24 protein-coding genes are annotated in these 22,157 nt (G+C 58.7%); 14 read left to right on the top strand and 10 right to left on the bottom strand.

The features are described 5' to 3' along the window. The first annotated feature begins 95 nt into the window (after positions 1 to 95). Positions 96 to 1,328 carry a multifunctional CCA addition/repair protein gene (locus ABEA08_RS18955; protein WP_345336975.1) on the top strand — a complete coding sequence of 411 codons (1,233 nt, stop codon included), beginning with the start codon at positions 96 to 98 and terminating at the stop codon, positions 1,326 to 1,328. Positions 1,329 to 1,443: 115 nt separating this feature from the next. Here ABEA08_RS18955 and ABEA08_RS18950 read toward each other — a convergent pair whose 3' ends face one another. The 3 genes from ABEA08_RS18950 to folB are packed head-to-tail and all read right to left on the bottom strand — an operon-like array spanning position 1,444 to position 3,107. After that, positions 1,444 to 2,238 carry an undecaprenyl-diphosphate phosphatase gene (locus ABEA08_RS18950; RefSeq protein ID WP_345336974.1) on the bottom strand — a complete coding sequence of 265 codons (795 nt, stop codon included), beginning with the start codon at positions 2,236 to 2,238 and terminating at the stop codon, positions 1,444 to 1,446. 27 nt (positions 2,239 to 2,265) lie between these two features. Next, positions 2,266 to 2,754, bottom strand: coding sequence for a 2-amino-4-hydroxy-6-hydroxymethyldihydropteridine diphosphokinase (gene folK / locus ABEA08_RS18945; RefSeq protein WP_345336973.1), 489 nt, complete (start codon positions 2,752 to 2,754; stop codon positions 2,266 to 2,268). Beyond that, complete coding sequence (folB, locus tag ABEA08_RS18940) at positions 2,751 to 3,107, bottom strand: dihydroneopterin aldolase (protein ID WP_345337020.1); 357 nt, start codon at positions 3,105 to 3,107, stop codon at positions 2,751 to 2,753. Before folB ends, folK begins: the two co-directional genes overlap by 4 nt. A gap of 118 nt (positions 3,108 to 3,225) precedes the next feature. On the opposite strand from folB, the gene plsY reads away from it, so the two are divergent. Continuing rightward, on the top strand, positions 3,226 to 3,828 hold the full coding sequence (plsY, locus tag ABEA08_RS18935; RefSeq protein ID WP_345336972.1) for a glycerol-3-phosphate 1-O-acyltransferase PlsY: 603 nt from the start codon (positions 3,226 to 3,228) through the stop codon (positions 3,826 to 3,828). A gap of 290 nt (positions 3,829 to 4,118) precedes the next feature. Here plsY and tsaD read toward each other — a convergent pair whose 3' ends face one another. Next, positions 4,119 to 5,138: a tRNA (adenosine(37)-N6)-threonylcarbamoyltransferase complex transferase subunit TsaD gene (gene tsaD / locus ABEA08_RS18930; RefSeq protein WP_345336971.1), complete on the bottom strand. Its 1,020-nt coding sequence runs from the start codon at positions 5,136 to 5,138 to the stop codon at positions 4,119 to 4,121. 182 nt (positions 5,139 to 5,320) lie between these two features. On the opposite strand from tsaD, the gene rpsU reads away from it, so the two are divergent. The 4 genes from rpsU (at position 5,321) to rpoD (ending at position 9,776) form a co-directional block, all read left to right on the top strand. Further along, the gene (gene rpsU, locus ABEA08_RS18925; RefSeq protein WP_298441470.1) at positions 5,321 to 5,536 is read left to right on the top strand and encodes a 30S ribosomal protein S21; all 216 of its coding nucleotides are present in this window, start codon (positions 5,321 to 5,323) and stop codon (positions 5,534 to 5,536) included. Positions 5,537 to 5,538: 2 nt separating this feature from the next. Continuing rightward, entirely contained in the window at positions 5,539 to 5,982 is a 444-nt protein-coding gene (locus tag ABEA08_RS18920; protein ID WP_345336970.1) for a GatB/YqeY domain-containing protein, read from the top strand. Between the two features lie 97 nt (positions 5,983 to 6,079). Then, positions 6,080 to 7,849, top strand: coding sequence for a DNA primase (dnaG, locus tag ABEA08_RS18915; protein ID WP_345336969.1), 1,770 nt, complete (start codon positions 6,080 to 6,082; stop codon positions 7,847 to 7,849). A gap of 100 nt (positions 7,850 to 7,949) precedes the next feature. Further along, on the top strand, positions 7,950 to 9,776 hold the full coding sequence (gene rpoD / locus ABEA08_RS18910; protein ID WP_345336968.1) for an RNA polymerase sigma factor RpoD: 1,827 nt from the start codon (positions 7,950 to 7,952) through the stop codon (positions 9,774 to 9,776). Positions 9,777 to 9,846: 70 nt separating this feature from the next. On the opposite strand, the gene ABEA08_RS18905 is transcribed toward rpoD, so the two are convergent. Next, a complete protein-coding gene (locus tag ABEA08_RS18905; protein ID WP_345336967.1) occupies positions 9,847 to 10,644 on the bottom strand; it encodes a crotonase/enoyl-CoA hydratase family protein in 798 nt (265 codons plus the stop codon). Positions 10,645 to 10,750: 106 nt separating this feature from the next. Here ABEA08_RS18905 and ABEA08_RS18900 point away from each other — a divergent pair, with 106 nt between their 5' ends. From ABEA08_RS18900 to ABEA08_RS18890, 3 genes are read left to right on the top strand one after another with little or no spacing between them, the layout of a single operon-like run. Then, positions 10,751 to 11,713 (top strand): response regulator, encoded by a 963-nt coding sequence (locus tag ABEA08_RS18900; RefSeq protein WP_345336966.1) that lies wholly within the window; start codon positions 10,751 to 10,753, stop codon positions 11,711 to 11,713. Between the two features lie 2 nt (positions 11,714 to 11,715). Next, complete coding sequence (locus ABEA08_RS18895; RefSeq protein WP_345336964.1) at positions 11,716 to 12,675, top strand: sensor domain-containing diguanylate cyclase; 960 nt, start codon at positions 11,716 to 11,718, stop codon at positions 12,673 to 12,675. A 3-nt stretch (positions 12,676 to 12,678) separates the two neighbouring features. After that, complete coding sequence (locus tag ABEA08_RS18890) at positions 12,679 to 13,194, top strand: GNAT family N-acetyltransferase (protein ID WP_345336963.1); 516 nt, start codon at positions 12,679 to 12,681, stop codon at positions 13,192 to 13,194. Here ABEA08_RS18890 and ABEA08_RS18885 read toward each other — a convergent pair. Together ABEA08_RS18885 and chrA are read right to left on the bottom strand one after the other, a co-directional pair. Further along, complete coding sequence (locus ABEA08_RS18885) at positions 13,170 to 13,316, bottom strand: hypothetical protein (RefSeq protein ID WP_345336962.1); 147 nt, start codon at positions 13,314 to 13,316, stop codon at positions 13,170 to 13,172. The genes ABEA08_RS18890 and ABEA08_RS18885 overlap by 25 nt on opposite strands. Positions 13,317 to 13,372: 56 nt before the next feature. Continuing rightward, on the bottom strand, positions 13,373 to 14,530 hold the full coding sequence (gene chrA, locus ABEA08_RS18880; RefSeq protein WP_345336961.1) for a chromate efflux transporter: 1,158 nt from the start codon (positions 14,528 to 14,530) through the stop codon (positions 13,373 to 13,375). A 146-nt stretch (positions 14,531 to 14,676) separates the two neighbouring features. Here chrA and ABEA08_RS18875 point away from each other — a divergent pair, with 146 nt between their 5' ends. From ABEA08_RS18875 to ABEA08_RS18860, 4 genes are all read left to right on the top strand, one after another. Further along, positions 14,677 to 15,381, top strand: a complete 705-nt coding sequence (locus tag ABEA08_RS18875; protein WP_345336960.1) for a hypothetical protein — start codon at positions 14,677 to 14,679, stop codon at positions 15,379 to 15,381. A gap of 402 nt (positions 15,382 to 15,783) precedes the next feature. Continuing rightward, on the top strand, positions 15,784 to 16,821 hold the full coding sequence (locus tag ABEA08_RS18870) for a porin (protein WP_345336959.1): 1,038 nt from the start codon (positions 15,784 to 15,786) through the stop codon (positions 16,819 to 16,821). A 149-nt stretch (positions 16,822 to 16,970) separates the two neighbouring features. Continuing rightward, positions 16,971 to 17,780 (top strand): tRNA cyclic N6-threonylcarbamoyladenosine(37) synthase TcdA, encoded by an 810-nt coding sequence (gene tcdA / locus ABEA08_RS18865; RefSeq protein WP_345336958.1) that lies wholly within the window; start codon positions 16,971 to 16,973, stop codon positions 17,778 to 17,780. A gap of 138 nt (positions 17,781 to 17,918) precedes the next feature. After that, entirely contained in the window at positions 17,919 to 18,866 is a 948-nt protein-coding gene (locus ABEA08_RS18860) for a hypothetical protein (protein ID WP_345336957.1), read from the top strand. On the opposite strand, the gene ABEA08_RS18855 is transcribed toward ABEA08_RS18860, so the two are convergent. The 3 genes from ABEA08_RS18855 to yjjX all read right to left on the bottom strand — a co-directional run bounded on the left by ABEA08_RS18855 (position 18,863) and on the right by yjjX (position 21,180). Further along, positions 18,863 to 19,306, bottom strand: a complete 444-nt coding sequence (locus tag ABEA08_RS18855; RefSeq protein ID WP_345336956.1) for a SufE family protein — start codon at positions 19,304 to 19,306, stop codon at positions 18,863 to 18,865. The genes ABEA08_RS18860 and ABEA08_RS18855 overlap by 4 nt on opposite strands. Continuing rightward, positions 19,293 to 20,510, bottom strand: a complete 1,218-nt coding sequence (locus ABEA08_RS18850; RefSeq protein WP_345336955.1) for an aminotransferase class V-fold PLP-dependent enzyme — start codon at positions 20,508 to 20,510, stop codon at positions 19,293 to 19,295. The genes ABEA08_RS18855 and ABEA08_RS18850 overlap by 14 nt, the downstream gene beginning before the upstream one ends. Before the next feature lie 112 nt (positions 20,511 to 20,622). Next, entirely contained in the window at positions 20,623 to 21,180 is a 558-nt protein-coding gene (yjjX, locus tag ABEA08_RS18845; protein ID WP_345336954.1) for an inosine/xanthosine triphosphatase, read from the bottom strand. A gap of 86 nt (positions 21,181 to 21,266) precedes the next feature. On the opposite strand from yjjX, the gene ABEA08_RS18840 reads away from it, so the two are divergent. Then, positions 21,267 to 22,055 carry a sulfite exporter TauE/SafE family protein gene (locus ABEA08_RS18840; protein ID WP_345336953.1) on the top strand — a complete coding sequence of 263 codons (789 nt, stop codon included), beginning with the start codon at positions 21,267 to 21,269 and terminating at the stop codon, positions 22,053 to 22,055. Positions 22,056 to 22,157 lie beyond the last annotated feature (102 nt).

Below are 22,157 nucleotides of genomic sequence, written 5' to 3'. Positions count from 1 at the left end.
GTCCTGAGATGTCGGCTCCAAGGTACGGCGATCCCCATGGCTTGTCAAAAGCGCCGCCGGGTATAATGATCCGGTTAAAATCAGAGGATCACAGTGTGAAGATCTACTTAGTCGGCGGCGCCGTGCGCGATGCGCTCTTGGGCCTGCCCATCAAGGATCGCGACCACCTCGTCGTGGGCGCCAGCATCACCCAGATGCAGCAACAGGGGTTTCGCCAGGTCGGCAAGAGTTTCCCGGTCTTCCTGCACCCAGACAGCGGCGAAGAGTACGCACTGGCCCGAACCGAACGCAAAACCGGCTACGGCTACGGCGGGTTTGATTTCGATGCCGCCCCCACCGTCACGCTGGAGCAGGATCTGATCCGGCGCGATCTGACCATCAATGCCATGGCCCGTGATAGCGAAGGCCAGTTGCACGATCCCCATGGTGGCATGGCCGATCTCAATGCCCGCATACTGCGGCACGTCTCCCCTGCGTTTGTCGAGGATCCGCTCCGGGTGCTGCGGGTGGCCCGCTTTGCCGCGCGATTCCACCACCTAGGCTTCACCGTCGCCGCTCAAACCCTGCGCCTGATGCAGCAGCTGAGCGACAGCGGTGAACTGGCGCACCTCAGTGCCGAGCGCGTCTGGCAGGAAACCGAGCGGGCGCTTGCCGAGCCTAACCCGGAGATCTACTTTGAACTCCTGCATCAATGCGGCGCACTGGCCGTACTGTTTCCCGAGCTCGCTGCGTTGCAGGGCGTAGCGCAACCGGAGGCGTATCATGGCGGCCTGGATGCACTGGCGCACACCCTGCTGGCACTGCAGCTTGCCGCCACCGAGCAGGCGCCGCCCAGCGTGCGCTTTGCGGTGCTGCTCCACGATCTGGGCAAGGCCCTCACCCCAAAAAGCGAATGGCCCCGCCATATCGGCCATGAGAGCGCCGGGCTGAAGCCGGTCAAGGCCCTGTGTGAGCGCCTGCGTGTCCCCAATGAGTGGCGCGATCTGGCCCTGCAGGTGTGTGCCCAACACCTCAATGTGCATCGTGCCCTGACGCTGAAACCCAGCACCTTGCTGAAACTGTTTGATCGCTGCGATGTCTGGCGCAAGCCGGAGCGTTTCAGCCACACCCTGGACGCCAGTCGGCTGGATGCCATCGGCCGACCGGATCAGCAACAGGCTGCTTATCCGGCACAGGCTTACCTGCAAGGCGCTCTGGCCGCGGCCAACCGTGTATGCGTCAAAGCCATCGTCGCCGATGGCTTCAAGGGCCCCGCCATCCGGGAGGAGCTGAGCCAGCGCCGCCTGTTGGCCTTAGCCCAATTCAAAGCTCGCGAATCAAATTCATGACCGGGCACCGATTTTAAAGTCGACAGTGCATGTCTGGTTTCCGCGCAATTCACGGTTTTCTATCCACGAAAAAGGGCACCGCGCAGCGGTGCCCTTTTTTCAGATCCCTAAGGCGTTACACGAAAAACGCGAACAGGATGGCCGCCAGTGCCAAGCGATAGACCACGAACGGGAACAAACCCATACGACCAATCGCCTTGAGGAACAGATGGATACAGGCATAGGCGGAGAAGAAGGCCACGATCCCGCCCAACGCCAGCGGGAACCAGTCCACCGGCTCAGGGTTCTTCAACAGACCCAAAGACTCATAGCCGCTGGCCGCCAGAGTGATGGGGATGGACAGCAGGAAGGAGAAACGCGCCGCAGACAGGCGAGTCAAGCCCAGCAACAGGGCCGCGGTGATGGTCGCGCCGGAGCGGGACGTCCCTGGGATCAATGCCAGCGCCTGCGCCAAGCCGATCAGCAGCGCCAACTGCCAGGTCAGATCCTTCATCTCTCGACGCTCACTGGCGGTCGAGTCGGCGTACCACATCAGCAAACCGTACAGCAGCGTGGTGCAGGCGATCACCGTGGTCGAGCGCAGCTCGGTGGAGATAATGTCGCTGAACATCAAGCCCGCCAGGCCGGCCGGGATGGTGGCCAGAATGATCAGCCAGGCCATCCGGCTCTCTTCGTTATGATGACCCGCCAAAGAGCGACCCCAGTTGGTCAGCAGACTCACCACATCCTTACGGAAATAGATGATCACCGCCGCCAGCGTACCGGCGTGGGTGATCATATCGAATGCCAGTCCCTGATCTTCCCAGGCCAGCAGCTGGGCTGGCAGGATCAGGTGGGCTGAGCTGGAGATGGGCAAAAATTCGGTCAGGCCTTGGATAATGGCCAAGACAATAGCCTGGATCGGATCCACGTACTTTATCCTTGTAAAATCAAAAAATTATTCTGGCCAGTGAAAGGCGATTGGCCACAACTTCTGCTGTTTAGGGTGATCCTGCCACAATTGCGCCAGGGTGTCTGTGACACCGGGTAGGATCCCCTCCGGCCATAGCTCCGACAGGGGCCACAGCACAAAATCGTTATGGAAGATCTCCGGGCGCGGCAGCTCAACCGGCTGCTGACACTGATGATCGCCGTACAGCAGCAGATCCAGATCCAGCGTCCGTGAGGCAAACTTCTTCGCCCCCCTTAAACGGCCGTGATCCTGCTCGATTTGCTTAAAACGGGCCACCACCTGCTCGATAGGCAGTTCGGTGTAGGCCTCCGCCACCAGATTGAGAAAGTTATCCCCTTCAAATCCGACCGCTTCGCTTTCAAACACGGTGGAGATCCGCACTCGGTCGAAGTCACGGGCCAGATCATCGAGGCCATTACGGATATGAATGTGGGCATCGATGTTGCTACCCAAACTGATAAAGATCCGATTCATGAGGCCCGTCGCTCGATCCGCACACCCACGGTGCTGGCATTGGCAACAGCCCCCGGCTTGGCCACACGCACCTGCACGCCCGGTGCGCCAAACCGCTCTAGGATCAGCGCCGCGATCTTCTCCGCCACCGTCTCAACCAACTCATGTGGCTGCTGCTCTACCAAGGCCGTCACCGCCTTGGACACGGTGTCGTAGCATAAGGCATGGGCATAATCGTCCGCTGCCGCCGCGGGTCGGTTGTCCCACTGGATAACTAAATCGATCAGCAATCGCTGGCGGATCTGCTTTTCCCACTCGAATACGCCGATCACGGCCTGGCATTCGAGCCCTTCGATAAACACCTGGTCGGTCATGTGCACTCTGGCGCTCCGGCTAAGGGTCAGATACCCTAGGTTGGCTTAAATCACGTGCTCAGCACGCGTTTGGGCGAAGGATCATAGCCTAACTGAACAAGGAAAAACATCGCAGCTCATGGCCTGGTTGACCGTTTTACTCTGTCTCGCCGCCTACCTGCTCGGCTCGGTTTCCAGTGCGATCCTGGTCTGCCGAGTTCTGGGGCTGGGCGATCCGCGCGATCAAGGCAGTGGCAACCCAGGTGCCACCAACGTGTTGCGACTGGGCGGCAAGGGCCCGGCCGCATTGGTGCTGCTGTTTGATATCCTCAAAGGCACCATCCCGGTCTGGGGCAGCTACTTCCTCGGCTTGCCACCGTTGGCGCTGGCCGCCATCGGCGTGGCCGCCTGCCTCGGCCATATCTATCCCTGCTTCTTTCAGTTCCATGGCGGCAAAGGCGTTGCCACCGCACTGGGGGCCGTCGCCCCGATCGGCTGGGACATGATCGGGGCCGTGATCGTCACCTGGCTGCTGATCGCCCTGCTCAGTCGCTACTCTTCACTGGCGTCGATCCTAACCGCCGTACTCACCCCCATCTATGCCTTGGCCTTCAAAGGGCAATACGCCATCGCCGTCGGCGTCCTGTGTGCCCTGATCCTCTGGCGGCACCACGACAACATGCGCCGCCTCTGGCAGGGAACCGAGCCCAAGCTCGGTCAGAAAAAGCCCTCATTGGAATAAAAAAGGCGGTGCCTGAGTTAACGGATGGTCGAGTTTTTCGTCTTCTATTTCAGCCTATTGCATCGACCTCACCCGCTAAGTCGCGTTAGCGCCGGCAAGCCATCTTTGTGAAACCATGGGGGCGAGCCCCTCTGCCGCCCCTAGCGCTGCGTTTCGCTGTGCCCTCGCTTATGCCGGCCTAAAAATGGCGTAAACCTCTAACTTCCCCTTCGGGCTTCGACCGTGATGTAAGCCACCGACAAAAAAAGGGGCAGCGGATGCTGCCCCTTCTTCACTCAAACTTCTGAGTCTCAGTCATTTTGTCCCGGTGGTTGCAGGTTATCCAGTGGCCAACGTGGCACACCTTTTACCGCCAGATCCTGCCCCTCACCGGCTTTGAGCCGCTGCATACCGGCATAGGCGATCATCGCGCCATTGTCGGTACAAAATGCCGGACGCGGGTAGAACACCTCACCGCCGCGCTTGGTCATCAAGGCTCCCAGTTGCGCCCGCAGGTGGCGGTTGGCACTCACGCCACCGGCGATCACCAGCCGATTCAACCCGGTCTGCTCCAGCGCCCGACGACACTTGATCGCCAAGGTATCGACCACCGCATCCTCAAATGCACGGGCAATGTCGGCCAGCGCGCTTTCATCGTGCGCAGCAATGGTGTTGGCCGCAAACGTCTTAAGACCGGAAAAGCTCATATCCAGACCCGGCCGATCGGTCATCGGCCGAGGAAACTTAAAGCGTCCACTGGCGCCCTGCTCAGCCAATTTCGACAGCAGGGGACCGCCGGGATAGTCGAGCCCCATCAACTTCGCCGTCTTATCGAACGCCTCGCCGGCGGCGTCGTCGATCGACTCTCCCAGCAATTGATACTGACCAATGCCATCGACCTGAACGATCTGGGTATGCCCGCCGGAGACCAGCAGTGCAATAAACGGAAACGCCGGTGGCGTCTCCTCCAGCATCGGCGCCAACAGATGCCCTTCCATATGGTGCACCGCGATCGCGGGTACGCCCCAAGCGTAAGCCAAGGCCCGACCGGCACACGCGCCCACCAATAAAGCCCCCACCAACCCCGGGCCTGCGGTATAGGCAACCCCATCGATGTCGTCCGGCGCCAGACCCGCGTTGCCCATCGCCTCACGAACCAAGGGCACCAATTTGCGAACGTGATCGCGCGAAGCCAGCTCCGGCACCACACCACCATAATCCGCATGCAGCTTCACCTGGCTGTACAGGGTATCAGCCAACAAACCTTGCTGGTCGTCGTAGATCGCGACCCCAGTTTCGTCACAGGAGGTTTCGATCCCCAGAATGCGCATGCTAAAATCTCTCGTTATTGCGAAATTGGCGCAATTCTAGCGCTGCTACACTCAACTGACCAGTCTTGCGCTCAGCGGACTTTACAAGTCCTATGTGTACGGAGTAGAATTTCGCACCATTTTGAATTGAGGCTGCTCAAAGATTGACCAGCCCTGAACCGAAAGTATTTCGAGGAAAACCGATGCCGGTAATTAAAGTCCGTGAAAACGAACCTTTCGACGTAGCCCTGCGTCGTTTCAAGCGCTCTTGTGAAAAGGCAGGTATCCTGTCTGAAGTGCGTCGTCGTGAGCACTACGAGAAGCCAACTACCGTTCGTAAGCGCGCCAAGGCTGCTGCTTCCAAGCGTCAAGCTAAGAAGCTGGCTCGCGAAAACGCACGTCGTACTCGCCTGTACTGATCATGACTCTCATCGAGCAACTCAAGGACGCCATGAAAATGGCGATGCGGGCCAAAGAAAAGGCTCGCCTGGGTACCATTCGCCTCGCCTTGGCTGCAATCAAGCAGGTGGAAGTGGACGAAGCGAAAACCCTCAGCGACGATGAGATCACCGTTGTTTTGACCAAAATGGTGAAACAGCGCCGTGACTCCATCAAGCAGTATGAGGACGCAGGTCGTCCAGAACTGGCGGAAGCCGAAGCGGCCGAAGTGGTTGTGTTGCAGGAATTCTTGCCACAACAGCTGAGCGCTGAGGAGATGGAAGCTGCAGTCGCTGACGTGATCGCAGAATCCGGTGCCAGCTCGATGCGTGACATGGGTAAGGTGATGGGCCTGCTGCAAGGCAAGCTCCAGGGTCGCGCCGATATGGCCGAAGTGGGCAAGATCGTTAAAGCTCAACTCGGTTAAGTCGCCGTCCCGATCACAGCAACAAGCCGTGCCTGATGCACGGCTTGTTTGTTTGTGATACATAAAATCGTTCCATTACTATCAAGGTAAGCATTTAGTGGCCGGTCGGATCCCAAGAGATTTTATCGATCAATTGTTGTCGCGCACCGACATCGTCGAGCTGATCGATGGCCGTGTAAAGCTGAAAAAAACAGGCAAAAACTACAGCGCCTGTTGCCCCTTCCATAACGAAAAAAGCCCCTCTTTTACCGTCAGCCAGGATAAGCAGTTCTATCACTGTTTCGGCTGTGGTGCCCATGGCAACGCCATCGACTTTATGATGGAGTACGACCGCCTGGAGTTCCCCGATGCCATCGAGGAGTTGGCCGGTCTGGCCGGAATGGAAGTGGTTCGCGAAGCCCCCGCCGGCGAGCTAGGCAAGCATCGCAATGCCCAGCCTTCGAGTCCACCGCGCGCCAAAGGCAGCGACGACCATTACAGCCTGATGCAATGGGCTGCCCGCTATTTTCAGCAGCAGTTGCGTCAGCACCCGGAGAAAGACCGGGTCATAGACTACATCAAAGGCCGTGGCCTGGACGGCGAGACCGTACAGCGCTTCGGGATCGGCTTTGCCCCCCCTGGCTGGGACAGCCTGCTGGCGCAAAAGCGCGGCGACAACCGTGCTCAGCATCTGCTGGCCGAATGCGGCATGCTGATCGAAAAAGAGGACAGCAACCGCAAATACGATCGCTTTCGCGACCGCCTGATGTTCCCGATCCTAGATCGACGGGGCCGGGTGATCGCCTTCGGTGGCCGGGTACTGGGTGATGGCACGCCCAAATACCTCAATTCGCCGGAAACCCCGATCTTCCATAAGAGCCGCGAACTGTACGGCCTCTATCAGGTGCGTCAGGCCCACCGTTCGGTCGAACGGATCTTGGTGGTCGAGGGCTATATGGACGTGGTGGCATTGGCGCAAAACGGCATCGATTACGCCGTCGCGTCACTGGGCACCTCCACCACCTCGGAGCATATCCAGACCCTGATGCGCACCGCCCAACACGAGGTGGTTTGCTGCTATGACGGCGATCGTGCCGGCCGGGATGCCGCTTGGCGTGCCCTAGAAACCGCGCTGCCCCAGCTCAAAAGCGGCAAGGCGCTTAAATTTATGTTCCTGCCCGATGGCGAGGATCCAGACACCCTGGTTCGACAGGAGGGCAAAACAGCCTTCGAACAGCGGATCGGCGAAGCGATGCCCTTGTCCGACTACCTGTTTAATCATGTCCGTCAGGAAGCGGATCTGTCCAACGATGAGGGCAAGTCCCGCTTCATCGCCCAGATCCGCCCTTTGATCGAACAGATCGCCGACGACGTATTAAAGGAAACCTTGTTGCAGCGGCTGGAAACTGAGCTAGGCTGGGGAGCCCGGCAGCATTTCAGTCAACCGGCCAAGCAAACAGGTCACCGACCGCTGAAACAGGCACAACAAGGGCGAGGCACGCCGGTACGCCAGGCTATCGCACTGCTGCTGAGTGAACCTGGATTGGGGTTCGAGCTCGAACGCCAGATCGCCGTGGAAAACCTGAACGTGAAAGGGATGACACTGCTACGCCAACTGCTCGATCTGTGTCGGGAGCGGACCTTAACCACCGCCCAACTGTTGGAGCGATTCCGCGAGCAACCGGAATATGCGGCACTGCGCAAGCTGGCCGGCACCCAGTTTGAGGTGGATGAAAACAAACAGCAGGTCTTTGTTGATCTGCTAAAAGGCTTTAACAAACAAATCCTTGAGCAGCATGCCGCGTTTCTACAGGCAAAAGGCTCCTTGAGCAAAGAGGAACTTCAGCAGCTCTCTCAGCTCCTAAAAGCATTAAGAACGTTTGAATAACACGCAAAGCTAGCGATGAAAAGCTAACCCCGTTATAATTGGCTATTTGCGCGTCTTCGGCCGCTTAGCCCAAGTTTTTAACCTTAAGTGGATGATATCAATGGATCAAACTCCGCAGTCGCAACTTAAGCTCCTGGTCGCCAAAGGCAAGGAGCAAGGCTACCTGACTTACGCCGAGGTGAATGATCACCTGCCATCGGATATGGTCGATTCCGATCAGATCGAAGATATTATCCAGATGATTAACGACATGGGCATCAAAGTCTTTGAATCCGCTCCGGATAAAGACGAACTGATGATGTCCGAGGACAACACCGACGAAGACGCTGCAGAGGCGGCGGCCGCCGCACTGGCCAGCGTAGAAGGTGAACTCGGTCGTACCACGGATCCTGTCCGCATGTACATGCGTGAGATGGGGACCGTTGAGCTGTTGACCCGTGAAGGTGAGATCGTCATTGCCAAGCGCATTGAAGATGGCATCAATCAGGTTCAATGCTCCATCGCCGAATACCCAGAAGCGATGGGGATCCTGCTGGAGCAGTGGGACCGCTACGAAGCGGAAGAGATCCGTCTGGCTGAGATCATCTCCGGTTTTATTACCGAAGAAGATGAAGCCCCAACCGCCACCCACGTCGGTTCTGAAGTGCCTAAGGAAGAGCAAGACAAGGACGACGAGGAAGAGGACGACGACGAGGAAGAGGAAGAGGGCAACACCGGCCCAGACCCTGTTCAAGCCAAAGAGAAGTTTGACGCACTGCGCCAACACTACGATCTGGCCCGTCAAGCCATCGACGATCACGGCCGTGATTCGCTCGAAGTGGCGATGATCATCACCAAGCTGTCCGAGTTGTTTAAAGAGTTCCGCCTGGTGCCTAAGCAGTTCGACATGCTGGTGAACAGCATGCGCTCCATGATGGATCGTGTTCGGGTTCAAGAACGCCTGATCATGAAGCTGTGTGTCGATCAGGCCAAGATGCCGAAGAAGAACTTTATGAAGGTCTTCGCTGGCAACGAGTCCGACGAAGTCTGGCTGCAAACCGAGATCGATGCCGGTAAATCCTACTCCGCCGCCTTGGCCGGACACCAAGACGAACTGTGCCGCTGCACCCAAAAACTGCAAGCGGTTCAGCAGGAAACGGGTCTGTCGATCGCCAAGATCAAAGACATCAACCGTCGCATGTCCATCGGTGAGGCGAAAGCCCGTCGCGCCAAGAAAGAGATGGTGGAAGCCAACCTACGTCTGGTGATCTCGATCGCCAAGAAGTACACCAACCGTGGTCTGCAGTTCCTGGATCTGATCCAGGAGGGCAACATCGGTCTGATGAAGGCGGTGGATAAGTTCGAATACCGTCGTGGTTATAAGTTCTCGACCTACGCCACTTGGTGGATCCGTCAGGCCATCACCCGCTCAATTGCGGATCAGGCCCGGACCATCCGTATTCCGGTGCACATGATCGAAACCATCAACAAGCTCAACCGGATCTCCCGCCAAATGCTGCAGGAGATGGGTCGCGAGCCGACGCCGGAAGAGCTGGCTGAGCGCATGTTGATGCCAGAAGACAAGATCCGCAAAGTCCTGAAGATCGCCAAAGAGCCGATCTCCATGGAAACGCCGATCGGTGACGATGAAGACTCCCATCTGGGTGACTTTATTGAAGACACCACGCTGGCGCAGCCGATCGACTCAGCCACTTCCGAGAGCCTGAAGATGGCCACCAACGAAGTGCTGGCCGGTCTGACCGCCCGTGAAGCCAAGGTACTGCGCATGCGTTTCGGTATCGAAATGAACACGGACCACACCTTGGAAGAGGTGGGTAAGCAGTTCGATGTAACCCGTGAGCGGATCCGTCAGATCGAAGCGAAGGCACTGCGCAAACTGCGTCACCCTTCTCGCTCCGAGATACTGAAGAGCTTCCTGGACGAATAAGCCCGTCTCAGAGCCCTAAAAAAGCCCCGAACTCTACCGAGTTCGGGGCTTTTTGTTGGCGTATTGGTGACTACCAGCGTCCCCGCGGGCCGTACTCCCGATCGTTGCCCAACGCCTTGCTGGTGGCGATCTTTCGATTACGCCCGACAATGATCCGGCACTGACTCAAGGTCTCAGCAGCCAACATAGCGCCGGGGCGGGGCACCCCATGACGCCGGAACAGTCGCTTGGTGGCCGCCACGGCATCCGGCGAACGGCTGACCAACTGCGCCATCCATGTCTGTGCCAGCTCCATCGGCTCCTCGGACAGTTCGGTCACCAGCCCCAGCTCGTGCGCCTTGCGCCCATCGATCTGCTCTGCCGTCATCGCCAACCACATCGCCTGATCCTGCCTCAGTTGCTCACGTAGGGCCAGGTTTCCGCCCATGTCCGGGATCAGCCCCCAACGCGCCTCCATCACCGACAGATCCGCATCCGGGGTGGCGATGCGAAAATCCGCCCCAAGGGCGATCTGCAACCCCCCACCCCAGATCCGGCCATGCAATACGGCGATCACCGGCACCGGCAGATCGCGCCAGCCGGTGCACACCTTTTGCGCCATGTTGGCTTGACCCGGCCACCACTTCCACAACAAACGCATCGCCAGTGTCGGCTTGGAAAATACCGATCTGGTGTCCAGTCCAGAGCAAAAATCGACCCCGTTACCGGAGAGGATCACACCACGTACCCCCCGCTGCCGCCGCAGCTGCTTCTGCACCGCGATGATCGCCTGAAACATCTTAAAGTCGATGGCGTTATGCTTCTCCTCCCGTGCCAGACGCACATAAGCCACTCCGGCCTCGATCTCACAACTTACTCGGCTTTCCATTGCCCTCTCCTTGTTTACTGCCTTACCGGTCACTTCATGACAACAGTCTGAAACTACAATAGAATCGGATCAAATGTGAGAGTATTTACTCCGGGAGGCAGGACGCTTGACCCAACACGTACTGATCTGTGATGACTCCAGACTCGCCAGCAAGCAGTTGGCACGCAGTTTGCCGGCTGATTGGCAAGCTGAGATCCACTTTGCCGCCCACGGTCGCGAAGCGCTGGCCCATCTGCAGCAGATCCCCACCGATCTGCTCTTTCTCGATCTCAATATGCCAGAGATGGACGGCTATACGGTGCTCAAGCACCTACAACACCAGCCCTTTGCCCCGAAGATCATCGTGGTCTCTGCCGACATACAAGCAGAAGCCCATCGCCGCGTTATGGATCTGGGGGCATTAGACTTTCTACGCAAACCCATCGGCCCGGCCCAATTGCAGGATGCGCTGCAGCGCTATCAGCTATTTGAGCCCGGACAATTGTTCCAACATCGGCTCAGTCAGGTCGGGATCGACGATGCATTGCGGGAGCTGTGCAACGTCGCGATGGGGCAAGCTGCCGCCAGCATGTCACAAGTGTTAGGGGCCTTTATCGAGCTTCCCATTCCCAAATTACGCCGCCTGCACGGCAACGAGCTGGAGATGTTGCTGGCCGCCTCCTTTCGCGATCCTGAGCTGATGATGCTGTCTCAGGGCTTTATCGGCCACGGGATCAGTGGCGAAGCCATCGTCCTGTTACAGCGGGGAAGCTATCAGACGGTGGGAACCCTGCTTGGGATCGATAACCTGGCTCAAGAGCAGGGCCGCCTAGAGGTACAAATGGAGCTGGGCAATCTGCTGTTTTCCGCCTTTCTCAGTGGTCTAGGCGAGCAACTTAATATTCCCTTCTGCCAAAGCCATCCGGTGTTGGTACGCGAGGCGCCCGCCTGCCAGTTCAGCAACTCAACACTGGCGGTGGAGATCAGCTACCGACTGACCGAGCAGGATATCCTGTGCGATCTGCTGCTGTTGCTGCCACAAAGCAGCCTGCCCAGGCTAGAGCAGAGCCTTTCTTTTCTGATGGAGTAACCGTGGATCAACAAGATTTTTCTCAGCTGCATTGGCTGACCCAACTGCTGCACGGGATCGAGGTTGGTTTGGTGGTGATCGACCGCGATTATCAGGTCCAACTCTGGAATGGCTTTATGGAGAACCACTCAGGCCTGAGCAGCAAAGAGGTACAGAGCCGCTCCCTGTTCAGCCTGTTTCCCGATCTGCCTCAGCAATGGCTGATCAGCAAACTGGAAGCGGCCTTCTTGATGGAAAGCCGCTCCTTTACCGTGTGGGAGCAGCGCCCCTGGGTGTTCCCATTCGCCAACCCACGCCCCGTGACCGGTGGTCTGTCGATGATGCACCAAAACATGACCATCCAACCGCTGACCAACAGTCAGGGCACGATCAGCCACGCCGCATTGCTGATCTATGACGTCAGTGTGCAAGCGCAGGATCGACAAAAGTTGAGCCAAGCTAACGATCGACTGGAACAACTCAGTCAGATCGATGCGCTGACAGGATTAGCCAATCGGCGCCAATGGCAGCGATTGCTGGCGCAGGAGTTTGACCGTTGCCGCCGCTACCAGCCTGCCAGTTGCCTGGTGGTGATCGACATCGATCACTTTAAGCAGGTTAACGACACTCTCGGTCACAGCATGGGGGATCAGGTACTCAACCGGCTGGGTGAGCTGCTCAAAGACAGCCTACGCAAAACCGACGTGGTGGCTCGATATGGCGGCGAAGAGTTTGTCCTGCTGCTGACCGAAACCCGACAGGAAGCCAGCATAAAACTGGCGGAGCGGCTGCGTCAGAGCGTCGAACAACTGGTCTTTGCCTTTATGCCCAGCTTGAAGATCACCATCAGCCTTGGGCTGTGCCCCTATCACCATGAGCTGGAGGGCACGGAGCAATGGTTTGAACTGGCGGATCAGGCGCTGTATAAAGCCAAACGACAAGGCCGGAATCGACTGGTCTGTTTCGAGCCCCACAACGGATAGCCCATGATCTTTACCATACGCCGCTACCAAGCGGACGACAGCGCCGCCATTGTGGCGATATACAACCACGCCATCCTGCACCATAACGCCACGTTCGAAGAGCAGCCTCTGAGTGCCGAGCAGATGGCGCAACGCCTCGATGAGATCGCAGCGCAATTTCCCGTGCTGGTCGCGCTCGCGGGGGATGAGCTGATCGGCTACGCCTATGGCAACCACTATAAAACCCGCAGCGCCTATCGCTTCTGCGCCGAAAGCAGTGTCTATCTGGATCCGGCCCATCAGGGCAGAGGCCAAGGCAGTGCGCTTTACCGTGCCTTGCTGGACGCGCTCGCGCAGCAGGGGATCCGTCAGGTACTCGCGGTGATCACCAGCCCCAATCCCGTCAGTGAAACCCTGCATCAACGACTGGGTTTTGAGCGACGCGGGGTACTTGAGGCGGTGGGCTACAAATTCGAGCGATGGCACGATGTGGCATTATGGCAAAAGACACTGGATCAACGGCCAAGCAAGCCAAACTGATCCTCCACACGCCGTCCCAGCCCCTGACGCCGCTGGGTATGGACGCTCTCCCAGCGCAGTAGTGCGCGTCGGTCGGTATGGCGGCGTCGCTGTTGCCCCCGTCGTTCGGTTCGCTCCGTCATATCGGTCTCCACAGAAAGACGCTAACTATAGACCAAGCGCCGGGGGGCACTCGTGCCTAGCCGAGATAAAAGCGGCCCACGCTGGCCACCAGCATCAAACCGATCAAGCCTAGGATCGGCCATTGCCGACCACGCAACACGTAAAGTCCCAAGATCACCAGCCCCATGTCGGCCCCATCCCGCACGGCACTGATAAACACAGGTTGATACAAGGCACTGAGCAATAAGCCCACGACGGCGGCGTTGATCCCCGCTGCCGCCGCGCCGATCCGCGGCCGTGAGGCCAACGCCTCCCAAGCGTGGTAAAACCCCAACATCAGCAGGATCCCAGGCAAGAAGATCGCCAGGGTCGCCACCGTTGCACCGAGCAAGGGACTCTGCGGATGCAGCTCGACGCCTAAGAACGCCGCCAAGGTAAACACTGGCCCGGGCATCGCCTGCGCCGCCGCATAGCCGGTTAGGAAACGATCGGCACTCATGGCCTCGCCCACCGTCTCCTGCAGCAACGGCAACACCACATGGCCCCCACCAAACACCAAGGCACCGGTTTGGAAGAAGTCAGCGAAACTCTGCCGCATCGGGCCCGCCCCCGGCCACAGCGCCAGCAGCAGGAGCAGACCAAACAGGATCAGCGGCCAGCGCAGCAAGGTCCCTTCAACCGGTTGGGCTCCCCCTTGCGGATAGCGGCTGGCGATCGCAGCGGCGATCAGCAACACCACACACTGGATCCACAAACTCGGCCAGGCCAACAGCACTATGGCGCTGAAACAGGCCAGGCCCCATTGCAACCGGTTGGTGCAGAACCGCTGCGCCATGCCCCACACCGCGTCTGCCACGACCACCACGGCCAACAGCTTCAAGCCGTGGATCAGCGTCAAGGTGAACGGCAGATCCATCAGCTCAGCGCTGAAGCGCGCCAGAGCATACATCAGCAGAAACGAAGGCAGCGTAAACCCAAGGAAGGAGGCGGTGGCCCCGACCGCACCGGCCTTGCGGTAACCTATTGCCGCACACACCTGACTGGAGCCCGGCCCCGGCAGAAACTGGCTGAGCGCCACCATACGGGCGAAGCTCTCCTCATCCAACCAACGATCCCGCTCGACAAACTGCTTACGGTAATAGCCGATGTGCGCCGCCGGACCACCAAAACTGACGCAGCCAAACAGGAAAAATCGATAGAAAATGGTCCAGAGGGTGATAATAGATGCGTTCATGATGCTTGCAATGGATTGGATTGCCTTAGATCTTAGGCATTGAGCGCACGCTGTCATGAAAATTATTTTTATCAGGACGTGTGACTGGATCTAGGTCAAAATGACCGCGGCTCAGCCCCATTTCGCATGCTGATTTCGCGCCCATCATGGACACATTACCGCTCTTCAGCATCTATCTCCTCTACGGCATGGCTTTCTTTGCCATGGGGATCGCCATCGGTTTTCGCGATCGAAGGCACAGTCGCCTGGCCATCGCCCCCCTGCTGCCGTTGCTCGGCGCTTTTGGCCTGTTACATGGCCTGCACGAATGGTCTGAGCTGTATCTGATCCTCTTTGCCGACTCGCTAGCGACACTTCCCTACCTGCCAGCCCTGCAAGTGATCAAACTCTGGCTCTCCTTTATTCTGCTGGGCTATTTTGCCTGGCGCATGTTGCCATTGACCGGTTGGCGCTGGTATCCGGCCCTCAAGAAGGGGCTGCTGCTGATCCTACTGCTGTTCGTGTGTGATCTGATCCTGCGTGCCCGCCAACAAGAAAGCGCCCTGTTCCTGGCCCAATCTGCCAGCCAGATCCGCTGGCTCTTCGGCTTGGGCAGCGCAACGCTGGCAGGGGCCGCCATGATCCAATACAGCCGTCACCTGCTGAGTCACGGCCAAGCCGCAGCCAACAGCCTGGCCTTCACCGGCGTGGCCCTGAAGGTAGGCGATCCGAAGATCCACACCTTCGCCATCGATCTGTACAACGAGCGTGGTCAATTCGTTCCCTCAGAAGAGCGTGGCACCGACATGTACCCGTGCCTGCGGCGCGTGTCACTCCGCCGAACAGGGCAAGGTGAAAAACCTGAAGGATAACTTCGACGGCAAGATGCACCCGCAAGGTGATCCCACCCTGCAAGGGCAAGCGGCCCTCCGCTCGCTGGTAATCCCCTGGCCTGCCCCTTGAGTCGGGCCCTTTTCGTCTCTAGCCCCTGATCCGATCCTCACTCCCCAACTGCCACCCGCCACGCACGATGGCGGCTGCACGCGCTCACCACAGTTAAAAAAACGTTACATTACATATGCATGGTTCTGTGATCAAAGTCACATCGAGCCCTGCGCGAGAATGATCCACATCAAAGTTCGGTGCCGTTCTGAGTCGTACTGTGGGGGCGTGATACAGAGGCAGTCGCCTCGGTGTGATCCACGGCTCTGGCCACCTTGAATACAAACCTTAGCCCGGTCGGAGTACAACCTTTTTCACAGGGAGTAGATGTAATGATGCAAACTCGGCGCACTCAATTGGCCACCCTCACCGCAGCGTTGTTGGCTGCTTCATTTGGCGCACAAGCCACCTCCGACGTGGACTTCTACGGCTCAATCCGTATGGGTTTGGACTATGTCGATGCCGGTAGCGACAATGATGCGATCAACGGCCGTGACTTCCTTAGCCGCATTGGTGTCAAAGGCAGCACCGACATCACCGATGGGATCAAAGGGATTGCCGTTGTTGAGTATGGACTAAGGGGTGAGGACAGCATCAACTTCAAGCAAAACGATAAGCCCACCTTCCGCCAACTGTTTGTCGGCTTAGACACCGACTACGGCAAGGTCACCTTCGGCTCGCAAACCGTGCTGTACTACACCTATGTCGGTAGCGGTTACTTCTCCGATGCCTTTGACTCGTTGCGGCTCACCGGAGTACGGGCCGACGATATGCTGCAGTATGAGTATGGCGCGGGCAACTTTAAGATCGCTTCTCAGGTTCAACTGAGTGGCCAAGATGGCGATGATGTCGACCAGTTCCAGTTGGCGGGTCAATATGGTGTCGGGCCATTAAAACTTCAGGCTGCGTTGGTGGCGGACACCAAAGGCGATGACAAAGGCAACAAGTACGGTGTGCGTGGCTGGTATGATGTAACCGACAGCATCACCCTGTCTGCCTTTTTCGACTTCGCCGAGGGCGACTTTGCAGGCGCGATCCAACCGGGCAACCTGAAGACCACAGACAACGATGGTGAAAGCATCAGTGGCGTAACTCAGTGCGAACTCGAAGATCGCCAAACCTCTGGCATTTATGGTGCGTACAGCTTTGGCGCCAGCAAAGTTCACGCCCGTTATGCACTGAGCAGTTGTGATAATTCCGGTGATGTCAGCTCCTATAAGGCGGAGTACACCTACAAGCTGAACAAGCAGATGAATCTGTGGGCCTCTTACGAGATCCTCGACGCCGATAATTCACGTAAAGTGACCAAAGACGACGTTACGTATGATGACTTCTCTCAGCTGCAACTGGGTGTCCGTTACGATTTCTAATCCGAACGTAGAGCGATGACAAACGGAGCGGCCTAGCCGCTCCGTTTTTGATCGGGGCGCTGCCCCTCGATGAAAATAACGCCGGTTGGCGGCGGCAGCGAACCTGCTATAATGCGCTCCCTTTTTTCTTTGGCGCTGGGTGTACATTCATGAACGAGGCTTATCAACAACGTTTCGGCGGCATCGGTCGCCTGTATGGTGCGGATGCCTTGGCCCTGTTTGCTCAGGCCCATGTCTGTGTGGTGGGGATCGGCGGAGTCGGCACCTGGGCAGCAGAAAGCCTGGCACGCTCCGGGATAGGTCAGATCACCCTGATCGATCTGGATGATATCTGCACCACCAACACCAACCGTCAGATCCACGCACTAAAAGGCACCATCGGCCAGTCCAAGGTGGCGATCATGGCCGAGCGCATTCGCGCCATTAACCCCGATTGTGTGGTCAATGAGGTGGAAGAGTTCGTTGATCTGGACAACCTCGATGAGGTCTTGCCAGCGGAGCTCGACTATCTGGTCGACTGCATTGACTCGGTCAAACCCAAGACCGCGCTGATCGCCCACTGCAAGCGTCGCAAGATCCGCATTGTCACGGTCGGGGGCGCCGGGGGCCAGTTGGATCCCACCCGAGTGCAGGTGACCGATCTGGCCAAGACCCATCAAGATCCGCTGGCAGCCAAGGTACGTAATCAGCTGCGGCGCGAATACAACTTCAGCAAAAATCCCAAGCGCCGCTTTCAGGTGGAGTGCGTGTTCTCCGATGAGCCCCTGCGTTATCCAGGCAGTGACGGCACCGTGTGTCTGACCAAAGCCGGCGCAGAAGGGCCAAAGGCGATGGATTGCGCCAGCGGCTTCGGTGCGGTCACCCACGTGACGGGCACCTTCGGTTTTGTCGCTGCCAGCCGCGTCCTACTCAAACTCACCGAAGCGATGCGACGACAGCAGGCACAAGACTCCGCCTAGAGCCTGAGCGCTCATCAAGTCAACGGCGCCCTAATGGGCGCCGTTGTTGTTTGTCGGCAGCCGTCCTGCTGGATATTGCGTTAATGAGGCGTATCATGAAGTTAACCGAGTGCTGCCGTAAGGAATGCGTCTCCCTCTATGTTGCTTTGTGTGCTGCTCAGTACCGCGCTGCTGGCTGGCGACGAGCCATCGCAACCCGTGGACCCCTCTCCCGCGATCGACGAGCCCGTCGAAGCGACCTCACTGCGCTGGTTTGATAAGGCCCATCGTCTGCTGTCGATCTCTGGCCAGGCGTCGGCTCAGTGGTTTGATGGCTTCTTTGGCCCTTCCGATGCCGCCGACAGTGCCGATGCCTGGCTCCGCCTGCGCCTGCAACAACAGCTGTTCGAGCGGGACAGCAATCAATTCAAAGCACGTCTGTCGGCCTCGTTTCATCTGCCGCAAACCAAACGTCGGCTGAAGCTGCTGGTGGAATCGGATCCCGACGGCGATCTGACCGATCTGCGGGATCTCAGCGACAGCAGCGCCAACAGCTCAACCCGTGCCGCTCTGCGCTGGACCCCTTGGGACTATCAAACCTGGGATCTGTCGTTCGATGCCGGGATCACCTTAGATTCGGGGCTGGATCCCTTCATTCGCAGCCGGGCGCGTCATTTCTATGCCTGGGATGAACGCACCGTTATCCGCCTCAGCCAGGAGGTCAAAGGGGAAGCGCAGGACGGCTGGAGCGAAACCACCCGCGTGGTGTGGGAACGCCTGTTCGACGACCATGGCTATCGCTTCAGCAGCCGGGCAAAATTCGGTGAGCAGAGTGCCGGGCTGGAGTGGAATGTCAGCTTACTGCGCGGCTTCAAGCTCAGTGACGTCAGTGGGATCGGCGTGTTCTATACCGTTTCCGGCGCCACGCGGGATCAAGAAGATCAGAGTGAGATCCACCGTCTTGGCCTCAACTATCGCCGTAACTTCTTACGCAGCTGGCTGTTCTATGAGCTTGAGCCGCAGCTCACCTGGCCCCGAAAGTACCAATACCAAACCAACTGGGAGCTGCGCCTTACGCTGGAGGCGCAGTTTGGCCAGCGCCGTTAGCCGCCTCGCTGTAGGATCGCCTCAACCACGGCATTGAGGCCATTCGACCGCGACGGACTGAGGTGATCCGCCAAGCCAAGTTGCGCAAACCACGCCGCCAGATCCAGCTGAGCCAACTGCTCGGCGCTGCGGCCGTTGGCGGCGGCCAGCACCAGCACCAACAGGCCGCGCACAATGCGCGAATCCGAATCGGCCAGAAAGTAGTGCCGCCCCGCCTGCTGATAATGATACAACCAGGTCGCACTTTCGCAGCCCGCAACAGCCGCCGCCGCTTGCTGCAGCTCAGGGGCAAGCTTAGCCATGCGGTTGCCCAGCTTCATCAAGATCCGATAACGCCCCTGCCAGTGCGGCTGCGCCATCAGCTCTTGGCTTAATGTCGCTTGGGTTAACTCGCGCCCGAGGGGGCTGCTGAGAAACAGGGACGGCTCAGGCGTCATCATATAAAAACTCCACATAATCGGTGAGGGCAGCGATAAAGCGATCGATCTCATCCCGGCAATTGTAGGCGGCCACCGACAAGCGGCAGGTGCCTTTGACCGCCAAGGCGGCCATCAGCGGCTGACAGCAGTGATGACCACAGCGGATGGCGATCCCCGCTTGATCCAACCAAACGCCCACATCCTGATGGTGCTCCCCGTCCACATTGAACGCCAGTGCGCCGGCGTTGTCCTCAAAAGCACTGTATAGGGTGATCCCATCCAGCTCACTGAGCCGCAGACGAGCGTACTCGAGCAAGGCGGTCTCATGGGCGATCAGCGCTTGGCGATCTTGGCCTTGCAGCCATTGCGCCGCTGCCGCCAGACCGATCGCCTCAGCGATGGCCGGGGTGCCCGCTTCAAACTTGAACGGCAGTTGATTGAAGCTGCTCTGGTTGAAGCTGACCTGATGGATCATCTCGCCGCCAAACTGGTACGGCGGCATGGCGTCGAGCAGATCCCGCCGCCCCCACAAGACGCCGATCCCGGTCGGGCCATACATCTTATGGCCGGAAAAGGCGAAGAAGTCGCAGCCCAACGCCTGCACATCGATGACATCGTGGGCGACGCTTTGGGCGCCATCGATGATGGTGATGGCCCCCGCCGCTCGGGCCATTGGCAGCCAGGATCCTAGCGGCGCTCGGGCGCCCAACGCATTGGAGATCTGAGTCAACACCACCACCTTGGGCTGATCGGCCAACAGTCGCTCATATGCGGCCAGATCCAGTCGGCCGTCGCGGCCCAGCGGGATGGGCAGCAACGTCGCGCCGGCGCGCAGCGCAGCCTGTTGCCAGGGCACGATGCTGGCGTGATGGGCCCACTCATCCACCAATACCGTGTCGCCGGGGCCCAGCACCATCGCGCCCAAACTGTTGGCCAGCAGATTCATCGCTTCTGTGGTGCCACGGGTGAAAATCAACGCTTCGCTGGCCGGCGCATTGATGAACTTCGCCAAGGTATGCCGCGCGCCTTCAAACGCCCGGGTGGCCCGGGCGGAGAGGCGATGGGCGCCGCGGTGCACATTGGCATTATCCTGGGCATAAAACTGCGCCATTGCGTCCAGCACAACCTGAGGCTTTTGGCTGGTAGCGGCGTTGTCCAGATACACCAGCCCCTCCTGCGCGAGGGCCGGAAACTGGCTACGAAGGGCATCGACGTCAAAGCTCATGGTGGACTCAGATCTCAAGTGATTCGGTGACAGGGCGCGAAGCATGCGACATGGACTCAGCATATGCAAGATCCTGACGCCTAGGTTCTCCGCGTACGCCGCAAGAGCGTGGCTAAGCGTTGCCTAACGCCTCGCCTCGATAAAGCTCCGGGTGTAACCACGGCGCCAACAGCAGACAGAGGGTATCGCGGTAGATCCCGGTGCGATCGACCAGGTGATCGGTCAACGCCCCGATGGCGCCGCCCTTCTGTTTGATATCGTTTTGCTGGAACAATGCGTCCATCAGCGGCCCCAACTCACCGCCCGCCTCAATGGCCCGGGCCACCGACTCCGGCAGCGGCAAGGTGCCGGTTCGCCCCACCTGTGTATGCAGGCCGTCACTGATGGCAATATAAGCAAAGGTGTAGGGCAGGCCCTGGATCCGATCATAGCCGCCTTCGATGGCGACATAGAAATCGGCGTCGACAACGGACTGGCGCAGGGCAGTCAGGCGATTTTCCGCCCCGAGGCGGGTTTCCGCCTCGGTCATCGGCTGCTCTGCCACGCCAGAAGCCACCCCAAGGCCCTCCAACTGCCATTGTGTCTGGCCAAACGCGCGAGCCAATGCACTGTGGGCGGCGTTGAGCTTAACCGGATTGCGGGAGGCGACGGCCAGTTTTTTCAGGGTCATACTTGAATGTCTTCGATCGGAAATGGGCCTGTTATTCTGCCATGCGCGCTGCGACAATGGCGCCAAATTGCAATCGAGTAACAAAAATGCTGACGATTTTGTTGTATCTGGCGCTCGGCGCCGCAGCGGGACTGCTGTCTGGCCTGTTCGGGATCGGCGGCGGCCTGGTGATCGTCCCGGTTCTGATCACCACCTTTGCGGTGCTGGACATGCCCGCCGAAGTGGCCATCCATATGGCGATCGGCACCTCGCTGGCCACCATAGTGATCACCTCGATGAGCGCGGTGTACGCCCATCACCAACGAGGCAACGTGGATTGGGATGTGGTTAAGCGCTTGGTACCCGGCGTCTTGATCGGTGCCTATCTAGGCGGACTGCTGGCCGATCAGTTCCCCGCCTGGCTGCTGGAACGTCTGCTGGCCTTCTTCCTGCTGGCCGTGGCGCTGCAGATGATCTTTGGCTTTAAGCCGGATCCGGATCGACGCCTGCCGGGCCCACTGGGGCTCACCAGCGCCGGCAGCGTGATCGGCGCCCTGTCCGCCCTGTTCGGCATTGGCGGGGCGACGCTGACCGTGCCCTTCCTGCGTTGGTGCTCGGTGCTAATGAACAAGGCCGTCGGCACCTCCGCCACCTTGGCGTTTCCCGTCGCCCTAGGAGGCGTCACCAGCTATATCCTCAACGGCTGGCAACATCCTGCCCTGCCGGAGTGGACCCTCGGCTACATCTATCTACCCGCCTTTCTCGGTATTGTCATCGCCAGCACCCAATGTGTCCGGTTTGGTGCCGCGCTCGGCACCAAGATGTCTCAAACCGTGTTGCAGCGCAGTTTCGCCGGACTGCTTACCCTACTGGGCCTGCGCCTGTTGCTGGGCTAACCCAGCACAAGTCGATCCAACCAACATCCATGCGCTATGTAGAGAGAATGCGCGGGAGTGACTAAGATCACAGATGCAAAACGCCAGAGTGACTCAACTCAC

Origin of the sequence: Ferrimonas pelagia (assembly GCF_039543565.1) — a bacterium.
GTDB classification, from domain to species: domain Bacteria; phylum Pseudomonadota; class Gammaproteobacteria; order Enterobacterales; family Shewanellaceae; genus Ferrimonas; species Ferrimonas pelagia.
Note: the sequence above shows the minus strand (reverse complement) of the source record. Positions and strands in the feature narration are given on the sequence as shown.

Coding starts and splice junctions, on each gene's coding strand:
- folK (WP_345336973.1), bottom strand. CDS start 2,754: ATGAATCGGATCTTTATCAGTTTGGGTAGCAACATCGATGCCCACATT.
- folB (WP_345337020.1), bottom strand. CDS start 3,107: ATGACCGACCAGGTGTTTATCGAAGGGCTCGAATGCCAGGCCGTGATC.
- plsY (WP_345336972.1), top strand. CDS start 3,226: ATGGCCTGGTTGACCGTTTTACTCTGTCTCGCCGCCTACCTGCTCGGC.
- tsaD (WP_345336971.1), bottom strand. CDS start 5,138: ATGCGCATTCTGGGGATCGAAACCTCCTGTGACGAAACTGGGGTCGCG.
- rpsU (WP_298441470.1), top strand. CDS start 5,321: ATGCCGGTAATTAAAGTCCGTGAAAACGAACCTTTCGACGTAGCCCTG.
- ABEA08_RS18920 (WP_345336970.1), top strand. CDS start 5,539: ATGACTCTCATCGAGCAACTCAAGGACGCCATGAAAATGGCGATGCGG.
- rpoD (WP_345336968.1), top strand. CDS start 7,950: ATGGATCAAACTCCGCAGTCGCAACTTAAGCTCCTGGTCGCCAAAGGC.
- ABEA08_RS18905 (WP_345336967.1), bottom strand. CDS start 10,644: ATGGAAAGCCGAGTAAGTTGTGAGATCGAGGCCGGAGTGGCTTATGTG.
- ABEA08_RS18890 (WP_345336963.1), top strand. CDS start 12,679: ATGATCTTTACCATACGCCGCTACCAAGCGGACGACAGCGCCGCCATT.
- ABEA08_RS18885 (WP_345336962.1), bottom strand. CDS start 13,316: ATGACGGAGCGAACCGAACGACGGGGGCAACAGCGACGCCGCCATACC.
- chrA (WP_345336961.1), bottom strand. CDS start 14,530: ATGAACGCATCTATTATCACCCTCTGGACCATTTTCTATCGATTTTTC.
- ABEA08_RS18875 (WP_345336960.1), top strand. CDS start 14,677: ATGGACACATTACCGCTCTTCAGCATCTATCTCCTCTACGGCATGGCT.
- ABEA08_RS18870 (WP_345336959.1), top strand. CDS start 15,784: ATGATGCAAACTCGGCGCACTCAATTGGCCACCCTCACCGCAGCGTTG.
- tcdA (WP_345336958.1), top strand. CDS start 16,971: ATGAACGAGGCTTATCAACAACGTTTCGGCGGCATCGGTCGCCTGTAT.
- ABEA08_RS18860 (WP_345336957.1), top strand. CDS start 17,919: ATGTTGCTTTGTGTGCTGCTCAGTACCGCGCTGCTGGCTGGCGACGAG.
- ABEA08_RS18855 (WP_345336956.1), bottom strand. CDS start 19,306: ATGATGACGCCTGAGCCGTCCCTGTTTCTCAGCAGCCCCCTCGGGCGC.
- ABEA08_RS18850 (WP_345336955.1), bottom strand. CDS start 20,510: ATGAGCTTTGACGTCGATGCCCTTCGTAGCCAGTTTCCGGCCCTCGCG.
- yjjX (WP_345336954.1), bottom strand. CDS start 21,180: ATGACCCTGAAAAAACTGGCCGTCGCCTCCCGCAATCCGGTTAAGCTC.
- ABEA08_RS18840 (WP_345336953.1), top strand. CDS start 21,267: ATGCTGACGATTTTGTTGTATCTGGCGCTCGGCGCCGCAGCGGGACTG.